This is a genomic window from Spirosoma aerophilum (genome assembly GCF_054782495.1).
The window spans coordinates 1,834,516-1,852,786 of sequence record NZ_BAAGSJ010000013.1 but is presented as its reverse complement, the minus strand read 5'-3'; the positions used below and the strand labels follow the sequence as shown (position 1 = coordinate 1,852,786).

Genomic DNA, 18,271 nt, shown 5'->3' with positions numbered 1-18,271 from the left:
AACGTCAGGGTAGCGGGTTGCTGGCCGTTAGCCAGTCACTAGACAGGTACAAGTATAGCACCTTGTCCAGAAGAACACCTTCTTTCACGGCGCTCCATCGCAGGATGCCTTCCCGCTGGAAGCCCACTTTTTCGAGTACGGCAACCGACCCGGCGTTATGAGCAAATGGCATGGCATATAGGCGTGTCAGGTCAAATTCGGTAAATGCATAATTCATTAGGGCCCGGAGTGAAGCCGTAACAATGCCCTTACCCCAGTAACCCTCGCCCAGCCAATACCAGATTTCGGCAGAAAAGCGGTCTATGTCGTTACCCATTCGCAGGCCAATATTGCCGACCGCTTCTCCGTTCACAACGATGGCAAAGTTGGTTTCCTGTTCCGGGTCAACTACGTATTGAATCCATCGCTGGGCGTCAATTTGGGTGTAAGGATGCGGGAAACTGTCGCGCAGATTTTGCCAGATGGCTTTGTTGTTGGCGTGAAAATGGAGGTTTTTCTCGTCGCCATACTGCCATGACCGCACCTGGCAGGGGCCACATTCAATCATCATATTTGAGTACCGGTAATCTTTATGCGTATGGTAGGTCTGGATTAAGCAATGCTGATATTGGTGGTAAAGCGACTAAGGCATGGATTAGCGATACCGTAAATAAATCAGATGCTATTTTGACTGAATTACCGTCTGGCTGTCACCTGTTCATGAATTTGGTGAGCTAATTTTTAGAAAAGTGATATAAAAAATCACCTCAGCAAGCACTGAAAGATTGGTGCTTACTGAGGTGATGCAAGATCAGGGTGTATTTTTTACCACACCAATACTCCTTGATGGTTATCTGCTCCCGCAACAGTGCCTACTGGCCCGGCACGATCTCATACCGTTGTTTTTCAAGGATGTCCGGCCGTTTATCGCAGGGCTGACTAAATTTTTCAATGCTTATGCTTCAGTTTTTTCTGGATAATTTTCATTCGTTATAAGCACAAAAAAGGCTGGCCGAGTCTTCAGCCAGCCTTTCTAAAACCAACCTAAAAAAGTCTATTCCATTCAGCTTCGGTGGGTGTTTCTAAATCGGTTGCGGAGCCGGATGTTTTCGTTTAGTATAATTTGGAAATCGTAAATACAGGATGCCCGGTGGCCGCGGGTTTGGGTTGGGCCAGTACGATGCGCCGGACGGGATGCCCACCCCAGTAGTCCGTCATGGGTGCGTCTTCGGGAGTGGTTAGTGGTACGGTCTCGACCGATGCCTGCCACAGGGCCGCGTCGTAGTTCAGGGCAACCCGCCCTTTGCTCGTTTGAAAGATGAGTTTGCCCGGTGTGTTAGCGTCAACCGTGCAGGTGGTCATAAACACTTGCTGAACCGATTTTGGCGCGGGTGACAGCGCATAATCGTCGGCAATGGTGATGGTTTCCTTTTTTCGATTCAGCGTTACCGACCGATTCCAGCGTTGAATCCCCGCCTGGGCCGGGTAGGCGTTGACGAGGTCCATTGTCAGGGTAGCCGTTTGCTTTGCCGTTTTCTGACTGACCGACCGGGCTTCAAACGCTCGCCCTTCCTGCTGCCCAATGCCGTTTACAAGCGGTACATTATGAAAAGGCGAGGTGTTGAACCACAGGCTATACCGCTCTGCTGAAAACGTTTTGCCTGTATATGCCCCGCGTCCAACGTCGATGATGACCGGCTGGCCGTCGGCATACACCACAAAATCGCCTACATCATTATGGTTGTGGCTTTCGGCGTTGTGCCCGCCATGCGTTGCCAGAAACAACCCTTTCGGGGATCGGGCGGTCATCACCTGCACATCCGGAAACCAAACGATCGGCACATTCAGAAACGGTTTTTTGTCAGGTGGGCCGAGGTCCCGGATGGTGAGCAGGTTGTTTAGCTGACGATGCCGGTTGAACTCCTGCCGGAATTTACCTGCCGGCGAGGGCAGCGACGAAACGCCAAAATTACTGTATGACCAACGGCCAAAATTCGTTAGGGTATCGTCCTGAATGCGTTTGCCAAACCGATACAGCATCGGTCCGTCAGGCTGCAAGGTGGGCAGAGCATCGGCAAATCCAACAAAATAGCTGCTGTCGATGTGCATTTTGTAGATGTACGAAGCCATGTTGCGAATTAGCGGACGGCTGTATAGATCAATCTTGCCTGCCGTTGCGCTATGCAATAGTTCGAGCGCGTCGAATACGCAACCCCCAGCCAGAAACCAATACAGTGGGCCTTCGTCGCAACCCCCATCGTCGCCCAGACCGTTGAGGTAGGTGTCCAGGTGCCCCATTGCGGTGTGCGTGATCAGACTACGACGGGCGTTGTCGGGTTCCAGTAGCAGGCTTGTCAGCAGCCAGTTCGACATGATCCAGGGGTTCCAATTGTTGACTTTTGCTCCTTTTTTGAGATAACCGTAGCGGTCGGGGTTGGTCAGCAACGGTACTGACAGCCGCTTGTTGGTCTCATCGTAGATTCGGGGCCGAATCAGTGGGGAGATCTTGGCTAACTGATCACCTGCAAAATAATCGGTCAGTGCCAGCACGGCGGCCGTTTCGGACCCAAAAAGGTCAACGGTGCGGTCGTTCACGTCAGGCAGACCGATGCCCGCTTGCTGGTAGCTCAAATGGGCGGTCGAGCCCCAATACGGTTCTTCGCAAATGGACCAGACACCGTTTACGATGGCATCCAGAAAACGCCCTTTACCTTCAACAGACTCAGCCAAAACCAACGCCATCAACTGATTTCGCTTGCTGAACGACAGTCGTTCGTAGTTCGAGCGGTTGCCGGTCCGGGTGTACTCAAGGACTGTCGTAGCCGGAATCGCAGCAAATGGTTTGTCGAGGACAAGTTCACCCGCGTGCACCAGTTGGCGACGGACCGAATCGGGAAGGACGACTTGCCAGGCCGAGGGCGTTTTGGGGTAGGGCACCCACTGATTACGAGTTACAAGTGCAGTTCGCACGATCTCCAGCGAGTACGTCTTACCAAACATATTGCGCGGGGTGATTTGGCCGGTACAGAACGTACCCACACTGAACAAAAGAACGAAAACGGCGTATTTCATGGGCTTGATCGTAAGGGCTCAGCTTCGCTTTTTTCTCAATGCGTCGTAGCGTAGCAGGGCTTCCAGGTAATAATAATCGGCGTAAACGATGGGTACGTCAATCTCGCTTTTCAGCGGTTTGGCTCCCACGCTGTGCTTCAGAATGAAAAAGTTATTCGTGCCTGGTGCTGCCTGATAGGCCGGGCTGGACAAACTTTTCAGCATCTGCACCGCCGACTGGTAATATGTTTTTGCAGATGTCCCGCCGTAGGTGCTCAGCTCCAGCAAAGCCGAGGCCGTAACCGCTCCCGCCGAGGCATCGCGCTCTTCGTTGGGAATACCCGGTGCATCAAAATCCCAGTAAGGTATCTTGTCGGCGGGCAGGTTTGGGTGGTTTAGGTAAAAGTCAGCGATCCGCTGCGCCTGTTTCAGGTATTTTTTGTCTTTCGTTTCCCGGTACATGGTTGTAAAAGCATACAAAGCCCAGGCCTGCCCCCGCGCCCAGGCCGACTCGTCGGAGTACCCTTGCCAGGTGCGTTTGGCCAATACCTTACCGCCGTCGCCGTAGCAGACTACGTGGTAGCTGCTGGCGTCGGGCCGAAAATGGTTTTTGATGGTGTTATCGGCATGAATGAGGCAAATGTCCCGAAGCCGTTTATTGCCCGATTCACGCGCGGCCCAGAACAGAAACTCCAGGTTCATCATGTTGTCGACAATAACCGGATAATCGAATGACTCGCCCGTTTTTGGTTTAAAGCCCTCCCAGGATTTGATTACGCCGTAATCGGGCCGAAACCGGGTAGCCAGTGAGTTGGCTCCGGTTAGCATAATGGATCGGTATGTTGGATTTTTTGTCAGCCGATAGCCATTGCCGAAGGGACAGTAAAGCATGAATCCCAAATCATGCGTGCGGGTATTGGTCTGCTCTTTGGCCACAGCCATTGTCCATTTATGGGCGGCTTCCTTCCACCGGGGATCGCGGGTATGCTCGTAGAGGTACCAAAGGGAGCCACCGAAAAAGCCGCTGCACCACCACTCGGACGTTTTGTTATAGGGGCTTCCATCGGGCTTGGTACCCTGCGGAAACTGGGTCGTGTCAGGGTGCGTCCGTAACATTCCCTCATATTGCCGGGCCGCAAGCGCAAAGGCTTTCTTTACATCAATCGGGGGTTGACTGGCTGACGACTGGGCCATTGCCAGTCGGGTTAACACTAAAAAAAGGGCAATGGAACCAATGTATTTCATATGTGTAAAAGCAAAAGCAGTCAGACATGGGGTAGGCGTGCAGTTCGTTTGACCAACTGAATTTTAGGCCGGGCACCTCACAACGGCGTTTGTGAGGTGCCCGGCCTAAAATTCAGATCTCTAGAACTCAGTACCCTGGATTTTGCGTAAGGCTTGGGTTGAGGGTTCTCTCCCGGAAGGGGATCGGATACAGTCTTTTGGTAGCCGAGGGGCTCATGTTGGCATTGGCGGGGTCATTAGACGTATACTTGGCTTTGAACGCCAGCATGGTCGCTACTTCTTTGTCCCACCGAATGAGGTCGTACCAGCGGTGCCCTTCGAAGGCCAGCTCAACCCGCCGTTCCTGCTCGATGGCCAGTTGGGTGTCCGTTCTGGACAAGCCCGTTTTTTCGGCCAGTCCGGCGCGTTTGCGGATGGTGTTCACCTGCGTGAGCGCGAGGTCGGTTTTGCCGTTGTTATTGGCCGCTTCGGCATACATCAGGAGTACATCCGCGTAGCGCAGTACCGGCCAGTCGTTTTCACCCTCGTTCTGGAGCGTTACGTAGTAAATGAATTTTTTTGCCCAGTAATACACGTTCGGGGGGGTGCCGTAAATGCCCATGTAGGCATCCCGGCGCACATCACCCTTTTCATAAGCATCGAATAAATCCTGCGTGCCCGTGTTAAAACTGTTGCCCGTTACGCCGATAATCGTGGTGCCGGATGGCTGGGGAGCAAAGTTGGCCGAGTAGGAATTGCCTTCGCCAAACCCACCGCTCACGTACTGCACCGCAAACACGATCTCGTCGTTGTTGTCGCGGCCCACGCCAAACACATCCGTAATGTTCGGCAGAATCCGGTAAGTGCCGGAGGCAATCACCTCGGCTAGTTTCGCTTCGGCTTCGGGCCATTTCTTCTGTTGCAGATACGCTTTTCCCAGCAGTGATTTGGCGGCTCCGCTCGTAGCCCGGCCAATGTTGGCTCCCGTATATTTGGCGGGCAGCACTTTTTCGGCTTCCAGCAGGTCTTTTTCAATCTGCGCATACACCGTAGCAACCGGACTGCGGGTGAAACTGTATGCATCAGCCTCCGTCGTTATTTCCTTCAGCACCAGCGGCACATCGCCGAAATAGCGAACCAAATTGAAATACATCAGCGCCCGCAGGAATTTAGCTTCCCCCGCATACTGATCCTTCGTGGTCGTACTGGCAAACGAAACCGGGCTGATCTTGTCCAGGATCACGTTGCAGTTGGATATGGTCCGATAGGCGTCGTTCCAGGCTCCCGACATGTTGGTGCTGGAGGGCAGGTAGGTGAACTTGTCCAGCTCGCCCTGCCCAACTTCGTTCTCCCCGAAGGTCCGGGTGTTATCTGACGGCACTTCGGTATAGAGGAAATAGGAATTATAAATACCCCGCAGGTTCCCGTAGGCACCCGTCAGAGCCGCCCGAATATCGGCTTCACTTTTGTAAAAACTCCCGACCGGAATGACGTCCTGCGGAATCAGGTCAACGAATTTCTCTCCACAGCCACTCGACAGGCAGATAAGACCGCTGAGTACCAGTAACTTTATTGATTTTGTGTACGATTTCATACGTTTTTCGTAATTAACGACGATAAAAGATGAGTTGTGTGTGGGTTAGAATCCGATATTGAGGCCAAGGGTGTAGGTACGGGCCAGCGGATATGTGCCCTGATCGACGCCAATCTGCACGGGCGAATCGGGAACCGTATTGGTTTCCGGGTTATACCAGGGGTAGCTGGTAAAGGTGAACAGATTCTGCCCCGTCACGTAGATGCGGGCCGACTGAAGCTTGATTTTGTTCAGCAAAACGGCTGGGACGGAATAGCCCAGCGTGAGGTTCCGGATACGAACAAATGAACCGTCGAAAAGCAGTCGGTTAGTCAGGTTGTTGCCGGGGTGAATGCCCCCCGCTCCAGCCGCCGGGAAGTCGGTCTCCCGGGTGGGATTGGCCGGATCGAATTGATTACGGAAGTAAAGCGGAATGGTGTTGAATACCTGGTTGGCCCAGATATGCCGAAGGTTTCCGTTCACGACGTTTACACCCTGAACGCCCTGTAAAATCAGACTGAGGTCGAAGTTTTTGTACTGGAAGGAGTGGGTCATGCCCCATATATAGCTCGGAACGCCTTTGCCCAGATACACCCGGTCGTTCTCGTCAACTTTATTATCGCCGTTCTGATCTTTGATGATCCAGTTGCCCACTTTATCCCCCGACGCAAACTGTGGATACTTGCTCAGATCGTCCGCGTTTTTAAAGATGCCCAGCACTTCAAATCCGTACATGTTGCCCAATTGTTCGCCTGTCCGGACCTGATAGACGTTATTCCAGCCAAAAATGGCGGCAACGGGCGGCAGCGATGTTGGCCCGCCCAGATCCATAACCTTGCTCCGGTTGCCCGAAATATTACCGTCGATGGTCCAGCGAACAGCGCCTACGTTGATATTAGCCCGTGCCGTCAGTTCAAGCCCCCGGTTGCGCAGACTGCCAATGTTGGTGCGGAAGTTGGTGGCGTACCCCACGATGCCCGGCAGGTCCTTCTGAAATAGCATACCGGTGGTCAACCGGTTGTAATAGTCGATACCCAGTGTAAACCGGTCGTTCAGGAAGCCCATTTCCAGACCGAGGTCGGTCTGGGTGTTTTTCTCCCAGGTCAGGTCGTAGTTGGCAAATCCATTTTGTGCGTACCCGAACGTACGAGCCTGATTGAAACTGTAATTTCGTCCCTGTACGCTGTTGGTCCAGTTGAAACTACCGATGTTGGCATTGCCCGTTTCGCCGTAACTGGCCCGGAGCTTGAATTCACTGACCGTGTTCTTCAGGCCCGACCAGAATTTTTCTTCGCTGATTCGCCACGCACCCGACACCGACGGGAACGACGCAAAGCGGTTGTTCGGTCCAAAGCGCGACGATGCATCCCGGCGAATAGCCGCCGAGAAAATGTATTTACTCTTGAAGTCGTAGGTGATCCGTCCACCCATCGACAGGAAGGCATTCTGATCATAGTTCAGCTCACCAATGCGGTCGGGAGAGGCCAGCGGATTATCCAGCAGACTCGTCGTGTAACTGCCCGACCGGCCCGAGGTTGCCGTATTTTTTGCCTGTAGCTTTTGCAGGGAGTACAGACCCAGCAGCGAGATGTTGTGATTGCCAAATGTTTTATTGTAAGTAGCGGTATTTTCCCAAAGCCAGTCGAGCGTCACCGTTTGGGCTTCGCGGGCAAAGATCTGCCCCAGCACCGGGTTCGTTGAGTTGGCGCGGGGAGCGGACTCGTTCGCCAGATTGGCCGGAATGTATGCCGATTGGTCGAAGATGCTCAGCGTAGAACCGAGCGTGGTTTTAAGCCGCAGGTTGGCGATGGGTTGCCATTCCAGAAATCCATTGCCAAACAGCCGGTATCCTTTCAGGTTGTTCTTGCTGAGTTCCAGCACCGCCAGTGGGTTGTAGAGGTTGGTCTGGTAAAAATTGGTGCCGTTAGGATTGGTATTCCCGTTGAAGGACTGGGCGTAATCGCCATTGGGGGTGTAGATTGGCAGCGTTGGCGGCATATCGATTGCCGAAATGATAGCACTCGGCAACCCCCGGGTTCCACTCGTTTCGGTGCCGTTCGAGCCGTTAAACTGACCGGCGGCCTGTTGCTGGAACTGACTGCTGTAGGAGGGTGCCAGTGACATACCCATTTTAAGCTTTGGACTCAAATCGGCATCGAGGTTAAACCGCAGGTTGTACCGTTCGTAGGAGGAGCCTTTTAAAATACCATCTTGCTTGAAATAGCCGCCCGATACGGCAAACCGCACCTTGTCTGTACCACCCGTGGCCGAAATTTGATAGTTACTGATCATCGCCTGCCGGAAAATAGCATCCTGCCAGTCGGTGTTTGGAAGGCTGTCGGGCTTGGTCTCGAAGACGCGGGGGTAAGGGACGTTCTTGAGCTTAGACGAGTATATAGCATTTTCAATGTACTGATCGCGGTTCAGGAGCTGGATTTTTTTGGCCAGTTGTTGAACACCGGTATACACCGAAACATTGAAGGTTGTTTTACCGGCTTTGCCGCGTTTCGTCGTCACGATCACCACGCCGTTAGCCGCTCGTGATCCGTAGATAGCGGCCGAAGCGGCATCCTTCAGGATTTCCATTGACTCAATGTCGGTTGGGTTAATGAGCGCAAACTGGGCCGGGTCCTGCAACGGATAGCCATCCACCACATACAGCGGAGTACTTCCCGTGCTGAGGGAGCCAACGCCCCGGATGCGGATTGTAGGCGGGGCGCCCGGCGTGCTGCCCCGATCCGATTGAACCTGGACGCCCGCAGCCAGAGCCGCCAAGGCTTCACCCGGTGTACTAACGGGTTGAATACCAATGCTCTTTCCTTCTACTTTGGCAATAGCCGTCGACAGCGTTTTTCGTGACTGTTCGCCATAACCGATCACGACGACCTCGCTGAGGCTTTGGTTATCAACCTTCATCTGAATGTCTATCGTGGTCTGATTGCCAACCTTAACTTCCTGCTTTTGGTAGCCAACGGAGCTGAAAACAAGCACGGCATCAGTTGTCGGGACACTGATTCGATACTGGCCTTTTTCGTCCGTAGCGGTTCCGGTGGTGGTTCCTTTCACAGCTACGTTGGCCCCCGGCAGACCCGCGCCCGCTTCGTCGGTTACGCGGCCCGTAACCTGTTGGGCTACGGTTGGCCCTGTAAGGATCGCCAGTTTCGTTGAGTTTGGCTCAAGAACGGATGCCGACCGGAGTGGCAAACGCGCCGAAGCCAGTTGCTGGGCGGATAGCGGCAACGCTATGCAGGCCAGAAAAAGCAGGAGAACGGCCAGCCGATGACCGTTGTGTACATGTTGATTCATACTGTACTGGTTTAGAAGTGATCAATTAAAAGTTGGGTAATTGCTTTGGAGTGGGGTCAGGTCTGTTCACCACAGAAATAGTCAGTTACTTAGTCGAGTACCCACTTCCCCCGGGCCATATGGACTTCCCGTTGGGAGATGTACCAGGTTTTACCGTTGTCGTTATTTCCCTGAAAAAAAAGGTGGATCCGGCCTTGAAGGTCTTTGAAGACATGCGGATGGCCCGATTCGCTGGCGTTCCAGGTGCCCGGTTCGCCATTTTTTAGCAGAGGTTCTGTACTCTGTCGTTGCCATTTGACAGCATCCGAACTGACCGCAACCCCAATCTGCTGTGGTTCGTTGTTGTACCCGCCCGCGTAAAACATATAGAGCAACTTACCCATAGGCAGGCAGGAGGCCCCTTCCACGCATTTCTTTTCCCAGGGCAGTACTGGCTGCAAAATGGATGAGTCGGCCAGGAGTTTCCAGTCGTTGCGCTCGAAGGTAGTGGTGAGGGGAGCGGCTGCTACGCCCTGCATCTGGGTTGTGTAGGCTGGGTTTCGGGTGGCAAAGAAGAGAAGGTACCGATTTTTGTACTGAACCACTTCGGCATCAATCGCCCGCCCGCAAGTCCAGGCACCTGTAGGCCGGAAAATCGGGTTTGTCACATCCCGCGTGAAGGCAATGCCATCGGGCGATACCGCGTGGCAGATCGCGTCTTTCTCCCGGTTGCCGTAAGTCTGGTAAAAGAGGTGTACCGACCCATCCCGCACAATGGCGCAGGGGGCACACAGCCCATTTTTTTCATAGGCTGCGGTGGGGTCGGGTGTTATCTCACCCACCCGCTGCCAGTCGATGAGGTCTTTACTTTCGGCAATACCGATTCCCCAGCCTGCATTCGACGGACCGGCAGGAATCGAATAATACATGAGGTAGCGGCCCTTAAACGCAATAACGTGCGGGTCTTTAGCAAACGGACGACCCAGGCGAGACGTATCCCGGTACATCATTTGCCGACTAGCATGCGGGTTGTCCGACATTTGCAACCGGGCAACGCTCCCGGTCAACAGAAACCCTACACTAACCAGCACACCGACTACGGCATGGAGTGGAGATTCGATTCGTCTTGGCATGAGTAAATTATATCTGTGAATAATGCAGATATGAAGCCACAAAAGACGTGAATTTACCAGCCGGCGAGGGAGCCAGGGGTGCCAAAAAGGGGACGAGATGTTGTAAGGAGACCGTATTATCGGCCCTGATTCGCCAGAACCTCGTTCAGGTAATCTGTAGGAGCTTTGCCGTAGTGCTTGCGGAACGATTTTGTAAAGGAAGAACGGGTTTTGAACCCAACGGCAGTCGTAATTTCCGAAATATTCAGTTTACGTTCCAGCAACAACGCCAGTGCGTGACTCAGTCGAATGTTGTAAATGAATTCGATGGGTGTCTGGCCGGTGATCGCCTTCAGCTTCCGGAAGAGATTGCTGCGGCTCATATTGACAGACTCCCCCAGCGCTTCGACCCCAAACTCTTCGTTGTCTAAGTTTATCATGATGGTGTCAATGATTCTTTGCAGCAGCACCTGATCGAGTGGATTTGTGCTGATATTCTCTGGAATAAGCACGCCGGTAGACTGATACTTCTGAATCAGTTGCCGACGGTTCTCAATCAGTTTCTTAACTCGAACCGCCAGCAAAGTAGGGTGGAACGGTTTGGCAATGTAATCGTCGGCACCGGCCCCCAACCCTTCCAGAGCATTTTCGACAGCCGTACGGGCAGTCAGCAAGATAAACGGAATATGGCTGGTGGCCAGGTCTGTTTTGAGTCGTCGGCACAGCTCCATCCCGTCCATGATGGGCATCGAAACATCACTAATAACGATGTCGGGCTCGTGTTGCTGAATGAGCCGAAGAGCCTCCTGCCCGTTTCCCGCTTTGCGAATACTGTACTGAGACTGGAAAGTCAACTCCAGGTAGTTCAATACATCAATATTATCGTCAACCAGCAGCAGGCTGGCTTGCCGGGTTGTATCGGTCGGCACAGGCGACTCGTTTAGGGAGGGTAGCTTTGTTGGCAAATCCGGCATCGACACCTGTTCTGCCGCGATGGGCTCTATGGCTTCAGTTGGCAATACCGGGAGCAACACTGTGAAAGTGGTACGCACGTGGGGCTCGCTCTGAACGGAAATCTGCCCTTTGTGCAACTCAACCAAACCTTTTACCAACGATAACCCAACGCCGGTGCCGCCTTTGATCGTTTCAGATTGGAAAAAGCGTTCGAACAGATGGGTTTGTTCGTTTAGTGGAATACCTTTCCCATTGTCTTCTACCGTAAAGCGAATCCATTTGCCCGATTCGCTGTCGTTTCTGTCGGCCGGTAACAGGTCGGCACTGAGCTGAACATAGCCACCTGCGGGAGTAAATTTCAGAGCATTGAACAATAGATTAGTCAGAATTTTGTCCAGTTTGCCGGAGTCGATTGGTACATACAGGGGCAGGTCTTCCACGACCAGCCGAAACTCAATGCCTTTCTGTTGGGCCAGCAGGTCGAAGTTGGCCACGAACTCCTGAATAAAGTGGCTCAGGTCAATACGTTCGAGTTGAAGCCTGAGCTTGCCCTGATCCATTTTCTGAAACGTCATCAATTCGTCGATGAGGTGCAACAGCTTTCGGGTATTTCGCTGTACATATTCAATTTTCTGCCGAACAGCTCCCTGCACCTCTTTGGCGAGAATCAGGTCTTCGACGGGGCCACTGATCAGCGAAAGGGGCGTTCGAAACTCGTGAGAAATGTCGGTAAAAAACTGGACTTTTATTCGGTACAGGCGATCCTGCTGTTCTTTTTCCCGCTGCGTGAATTCTAGGAGCTGCCGCTGTCGCGATAAAACCAGCAGGTAGCGCACAACCAGGAACAGGGTCAGACCCGCAAGGAGTAAATAACCCGTAATAGCCCAGTTACTTTTCCAGGGCGCGGGCAACACCGTTACCAGTAGAACGGCGGGTCTCGGGCTCCACTGACCAAGGTAATTAGCAGCCTTCACCTGAAAGCGGTAGGTACCGGGGTCCAGATTGGTGTAGGTAGCCGACCGGTTTTGGGCGTTTGTATGCACCCAGTCCTTGTCGAATCCTTCGAGTTTAAACACGTAGGCATTGTCGGCCGGATTGGAAAAATGCAGGGCAGAGAACCCAAGGGTGAACACATTGTTCAAGTGGTTCAGCGTAATGGACGGGGTATGGTCGATGGCCTGATGCAGCAGTGTATCTCCGTTAAACACCTGGCCGATCGCTACCGGATTATTGACGACTTTCAGCTCTGTCAAGGCTACCGGCGGCACACTCGAAACGGGGTGAATAGCAGCCGGATCGAAGACCACAAAGCCGTCTGACGTGCCGAAAAGTAATTTATTGTTCGTTAATCGACAACCGCCATTGTATCGAAAGCTACTGCCCCTGAGGTAAATCTGGAACTGTTCCTGCCTGGGCGAAAACCGGACCAGCCCTTTAATGGTACCCATCCAGAGGTTCCCTTCCCCGTCGGGCAGCAGGCTATTAATGGCTTGAGCGGGTAATCCGTCTTTTTCGGCGTATGTTTTAAGCTGATAAGTTTGCCCAGGCCCGAGTGTTAGCTTATTTAGCCCGGCATCGGTACCTACCCAAAGTACATTTTTTGGGTATTCAAGGATCGTAAAAACAGTGTTCCCCGCGAGACGCTGCTTAGCATGGTCTGGTGTTACCCGGCAGAATTCGCCGGTTTTGGGGTTCAGGCAGTAAAGCCCCACATTCTCGTATCCGACCCAGATCATACCGGTATGGTCTTCGAAAATGGCCCGCACAAAATTACTTTTTCCGGCCTTCCCATTGAGCAGCCGTTGGGTGGTTTTGCCATCAGGGCTTTTTCGGTAAAGGCCGACATTGGTGCCGATCCATTGATTTTTCCGGGAATCGGTCAGGAAGGCGTAAGTTGCCAAACCACGTAAATCAATGGTGGGCGAAGTGGGCGCGTGGGTGGGCAACCGTATCATTCCGCCCAGGGTGCCAAGCAAAAGGGAGCCGTCAACATCGGGGTAGATGGCCCGTTGTTCATTTAAGAATGAGTCGCCGGGGCCAAACTGAAGGTGCTGGGTGGCGCCGGTGTTGGTGTTGTACTGATATAAGCCGGATTTGACCGTGCCGAACCAGAGGGTTTCGCCGGTTACCGAGTAAATACTGCGGACCTGATCCTGCGCATGCTGGTTGAAAAAGGTATAATACGTAAAGGGGAGGAGTTGCAGATCCGTTTTATTCAGGCCGTTTTCCGTACCGCACCAAAGCACATCTGTCCGATCAATCAGAATTTTATAAACCGTATTATTGCTTAGGCTCTGGCCGTTTGTCAGGTTGTGCTGGAAATAGTGCAGGTCCGAACGACCCGGTTGGAGGTGATCAATTCGGGCAACGCCATTGTTGGTGGCCAGCCAGATCGTCCCGGTTTTCGACTGGCACAGGTCGAGGATTTGCACATCACGTTTTTCCGGTCGGCCGTCAACGAAGGATTTCATGGGTTCCATCGGGCCATATTGACCGGTTTGTTCATTAAAAGGCAGCCGAAACAATCCATCCATGAACGTGCCGATGTAAAGATCGTGGTTTACTTCGAGCAGCGACGAAAAGCGGTCGCCAAACGGATTGGTACGAGCGGTCAACGGGAAAAAATCGAACGAATCCGTTTTCGTATGGTACTTCACCAGCCCTTCGTTGGTGGTCATCCAGATTACATCGCCGGTTGAGCGGAACAGTCGGGAAATGCGTGTGGTGAGGGGATAGGTCGAAAAGCGCCTGAACGTTTGCGTTAGCGGATTGAAAACGGTGAGTCCTTCGGGGGTAGCAATCCAGAGCTGGCCTGCGCTGTCGAAAACAAGGCTATTAATTTCATTATACAGGAGGGAGTTGGCCTTGCCGGGGATGTGTTGAAAGTTGGTAAACGTTTTACGGCGCGGATCGAAGCGGCTTAGGCCTTCTTTCGTACCGATCCAGAGGGCGTGGTCAGTTGCTTCGCAGATGGCATTCGTCCAGCTTCCAGCCAGGCTATTGCTGCCGTTATCGTGGTAATAGTTGGTAAACGAGTACCCGTCATATCGGGCCAGCCCATTCATGGTACCCACCCACAGGAAACCTTTACTATCCTGAAAAAGCGCCCGCGTCCGGTCGTCGGGCAGGCCGTTACGGCTGTTGTACTGTTCGAAAATCAGGTCCGTGCTGATGACATCACTGACTGGAGTACGCGTTTGGGCCACTGACCGGGAAACGGACAGTATCGTGAGTGACGCCCAAATCAATGCACATAGCCGAGAATGCATAGGAAATCGCCGATTACCGTTGGTATATCAGACAAAGGCTTTTTTCTATATTATTTAATGTGAATGGCATTTGTATCAACCCTCTTGTTCTAAAGCAAAAGTTTGGCTGACGTTTTAATCGCAATAGAGGGGTATTTATAAAATACGGATACGAACGATGAACACCTGCGTTGGTCGAGTCGACACAGTTTATGTGCGAATAATCTTTATTTACTAAGAAAAAAATTCATAAGTCATTGATTGTCAAAGAGGAAATATAGCAGGGCTTTTTTTTTCAATCTTCTTCCTGCTTTAGTTGTTTAGTTAAGTAGGCTGCTGATAGAAATCAGTAGCATCAGTCGCTAATAAGGTTTTTCAACGTTTGCCTTTTTCGTTATGACCACAAACTCGGTTGACCTCGACCAACTCAGTATTGATACCATCCGGTTTTTATCGGTGGATGCCGTTCAGAAAGCCAATTCGGGACATCCCGGCTTGCCACTCGGTGCAGCACCTATGGCCTATGTGCTCTGGTCTCGCTTTTTACGGTTTAATCCCACCGATCCGCATTGGCCAGATCGGGACCGTTTCGTACTGTCTGCCGGGCACGGTTCCGCCTTACTGTATAGCCTGCTGCATTTGTATGGCTATGACCTTTCCCTGGAGGACCTTCAACGTTTCCGGCAACTGCATTCCCGAACGCCCGGCCACCCCGAATCAAACCTCACACCGGGTGTCGAAGTGACGACCGGGCCACTAGGCCAGGGGTTTGCCAATGGTGTAGGTATGGCTATGGCAGAGGCTTTTCTGGCGGCTACCTACAATCGGGAAGGGCATACTCTGATGGATCATTATACCTATTCGATTGTTAGTGATGGCGATCTGATGGAAGGTATTGCCTCCGAAGCGGCTTCGCTGGCGGGTCACCTTAAACTCGGTAAGCTTATTTACCTGTACGACGATAACCTGATTTCGCTGGATGGCCCTACCAATCTGGCCTTCACAGAGGATCGTATGGCTCGATTTGACGCCTACGGCTGGCACACCCAACAGGTGGCCGACGGTAATGATCTGGATGCCATCGAAGCGGCCATTCGAGCTGCCCAGTCCGAAACGGAACGACCGTCGATTATTGCCGTGCGTACGGTTATTGGTTTCGGTAGTCCGCAGGAAGGTACGAGTAAAGTACACGGGAGTCCATTGGGTGAAGAGAACGTGCGCAAAACAAAGGAATTTTTCGGCTGGAATCCTGATAAAACTTTTGTCGTACCTGACGAGGTGAAGCCTCATTTGCTGGAAGCCGGAAAGCGGGGGGCTGATCTCCAGGCCGACTGGCAGAAACGATTCGACGCGTATAAAAGTCAATTTGAAGACGAAGCTGCAACGTTCACGATTTCATTCGCCGGCAAACTTCCGCAGGATTGGGAGGGGGACTTGCCTACGTTTGCTCCCGCAGATGGGCCGTTGGCAACCCGGCAGGCCTCGGGTAAAGCGCTTGAAGCGCTGAAAAAACGGGTGCCTTATCTATTTGGCGGCTCAGCCGATCTGGCATCGTCAAACGATATGCCAACCAAGGGGGATATCAGCTTTCAGCCCGGTCATTACGGCAATTCAAATATCTGGTTTGGCGTTCGTGAGCACGCAATGGGTGCTGCTCTGAACGGTATGGCCCAGCATGGTGGCGTACACCCGTATGGCGGTACCTTTCTGAATTTTTCCGATTATATGCGGGGGGCTATTCGCCTGACCGCTCTGGCTGAATCGGCGGCAACGTTTGTCTTTACTCATGATAGTATCGGGTTAGGCGAAGACGGACCCACTCACCAACCGGTTGAGCAGTTCGTTTCGCTGCGAACCATTCCAAACATCATTGTTTTGCGGCCTGCCGATGCCAACGAAACGGTTGAAGCCTGGCGTGTAGCCATGCTGCAACCGAAAACTCCGGTCGTGCTGATTCTTTCACGACAAAAATTACCGGTTATCGATCAGACCAAATATGGATCAGCCCGGGGGGTGGAAAAAGGTGCCTATATTTTGAGTGAAGCGGAGGGCGTTCCTCAGCTCATTCTAATAGCGACGGGTTCCGAAGTGTCTCTCGTGATGGAAGCGCAGGCCCAACTCAAGAAACAGGGTATTCAGGCCCGTGTGGTGAGTATGCCGTCGTGGGAGTTGTTCGAGCAACAGGATCAGGCGTATCGGCATGAGGTGTTGCCACCTTCCATCCGAAAGCGACTGGCTGTTGAAATGGGCTCTCCAATTGGCTGGCATAAATACGTGACTGACGAAGGAACGACTATAAGTATGAACCGTTTCGGGTTGTCGGGACCGGGCGAGGAAGTAATGGCTTACTTTGGCTTTACCGTTGATAATGTCGTTGAGCAGGCTAAAAAAGTACTGGCTGGTCAGCCGGAAGGAATGGAGGAGAAAGAGGTATTATCCTGACCTTTTATCAGCTCATAAAAAAAGCGACCCATTAAGATGGGTCGCTTTTTTTATGAGCTATTGGTTATTATAAATAATCGATAATACGACGGCCTACAATACCATTCTGTAACTCCCGGCGTAAAACGGCCTTCCGACGGCGGGGATGTGTAGAAACGTACATAACCCGCATTTTGAGGGTGAAGCTAACCAGCATATACAACCCGAAAAGCAAACCCAGAATGATCAGCGAGAGGGTGTTTGAGATGTTCCGGTGTAGAAACAGAAACAGCACCGTGTTGAACAGCGATGTGCCGCACAAAACCGCCGTAGCCCCGGCGTGCGACAAGCCATTGTCCAACAAAATATGGTGCATGTGATTGCGATCGGCTGAAAAAGGAGACCGCCCTGCCAGGATTCTGACCAGGAACACCCGCAACGTATCGAAAAGGGGCACAATTAAAATGACGATGGCAATGATTGGTGCATTGAAAAAGGCTGTTGGTTCGTATCGGTAAGCTGCATTTAGATTGACAAACCGAACGGCAAAGAAAGCCAGCATAAATCCAATGATGAGCGAACCGGTATTGCCCATGAAAATCTTGCTCGTCTTCGAGAAATTAAACCGAAGAAATCCTAATAATGCCCCTGCTAAGGTGAAGGCAAGACAGGCCATGGTGTAGTGATCGGTCAATAGAAACCAGCCGCCAAACGTACTGCTGGCAATGGTTGCGATGCCGCCAGCCAACCCATCGATACCGTCGATCAGGTTGATGGCGTTGGTGAGGGTAATGAAGATAAAGCAGGTAAGGATTATACTAATAACGGGTTCAATGTGATGAAACCCCAGAATGCCATACATATAATCGACGCGCAAGTCGCCGAAAAGAATGAGGATCATAGCCGCCAATACCTGAAACATCAGTTTTTTTGCCGGATCAATACCCACCAGATCGTCTTTGATGCCGATAAAGAACAGAATAGTCATGCCGGCTATCGACAAATTTGTGCTGTACAAATCGGTTTGGTCAATACTAGGCCACAGGAAATAGGAAATGAGAATGGCTGCAAAGATGGCAATTCCGCCAAAGGTGGGCGTGGGTGTTGAATGCGATCGGCGGGCTCCGGGCTTTTCCATCAGTGACTTCAGTTCTGAAATCTTAATAATCACTGGAATAGCTACTACCGCCACAAAGCAGGCAACTAAAAATGAGAGTACGCATTGGTAGACGCCAAACGTAAAATGCTCATCATTGAATTTATTCTGCAGGTATGCAATCAATAAATCAATATTCATAAGGCGTTCGTTTAGTAGCAAATAATCTTGCCAGCTATGGTGAAAACTTGGCAAGCAACGCACCTAATTCAAAACTGGCTACCCAATTCGGATTCTAAGGAGCGTAAAGTTTATGGGTTTATGAATT

9 protein-coding genes are annotated in these 18,271 nt (G+C 52.0%); 1 reads left to right on the top strand and 8 read right to left on the bottom strand.

The window, feature by feature from the left end:
* Positions 1-4: 4 nt before the first annotated feature.
* The 7 genes from ACYVK4_RS19050 to ACYVK4_RS19020 all read right to left on the bottom strand — a co-directional run bounded on the left by ACYVK4_RS19050 (position 5) and on the right by ACYVK4_RS19020 (position 14,447).
* Positions 5-550 (bottom strand): GNAT family N-acetyltransferase, encoded by a 546-nt coding sequence (locus ACYVK4_RS19050; protein ID WP_461129113.1) that lies wholly within the window; start codon positions 548-550, stop codon positions 5-7.
* Between the two features lie 542 nt (positions 551-1,092).
* A complete protein-coding gene (locus ACYVK4_RS19045; RefSeq protein WP_461129112.1) occupies positions 1,093-3,051 on the bottom strand; it encodes a heparinase II/III domain-containing protein in 1,959 nt (652 codons plus the stop codon).
* A gap of 18 nt (positions 3,052-3,069) precedes the next feature.
* A complete protein-coding gene (locus ACYVK4_RS19040) occupies positions 3,070-4,275 on the bottom strand; it encodes a glycoside hydrolase family 88 protein (protein ID WP_461129111.1) in 1,206 nt (401 codons plus the stop codon).
* A 127-nt stretch (positions 4,276-4,402) separates the two neighbouring features.
* Entirely contained in the window at positions 4,403-5,848 is a 1,446-nt protein-coding gene (locus ACYVK4_RS19035; RefSeq protein ID WP_461129110.1) for a RagB/SusD family nutrient uptake outer membrane protein, read from the bottom strand.
* Between the two features lie 45 nt (positions 5,849-5,893).
* Positions 5,894-9,133, bottom strand: a complete 3,240-nt coding sequence (locus tag ACYVK4_RS19030) for a SusC/RagA family TonB-linked outer membrane protein (RefSeq protein WP_461129109.1) — start codon at positions 9,131-9,133, stop codon at positions 5,894-5,896.
* A gap of 89 nt (positions 9,134-9,222) precedes the next feature.
* A complete protein-coding gene (locus ACYVK4_RS19025) occupies positions 9,223-10,245 on the bottom strand; it encodes a family 43 glycosylhydrolase (protein ID WP_461129108.1) in 1,023 nt (340 codons plus the stop codon).
* Between the two features lie 116 nt (positions 10,246-10,361).
* Positions 10,362-14,447, bottom strand: coding sequence for a hybrid sensor histidine kinase/response regulator (locus ACYVK4_RS19020; RefSeq protein WP_461129107.1), 4,086 nt, complete (start codon positions 14,445-14,447; stop codon positions 10,362-10,364).
* Positions 14,448-14,822: 375 nt separating this feature from the next.
* On the opposite strand from ACYVK4_RS19020, the gene tkt reads away from it, so the two are divergent.
* A complete protein-coding gene (gene tkt, locus ACYVK4_RS19015) occupies positions 14,823-16,868 on the top strand; it encodes a transketolase (protein ID WP_461129106.1) in 2,046 nt (681 codons plus the stop codon).
* Positions 16,869-16,935: 67 nt separating this feature from the next.
* Here tkt and ACYVK4_RS19010 read toward each other — a convergent pair whose 3' ends face one another.
* Positions 16,936-18,144 (bottom strand): glycosyltransferase family 4 protein, encoded by a 1,209-nt coding sequence (locus ACYVK4_RS19010; protein ID WP_461129105.1) that lies wholly within the window; start codon positions 18,142-18,144, stop codon positions 16,936-16,938.
* Between the last annotated feature and the right edge of the window lie 127 nt (positions 18,145-18,271).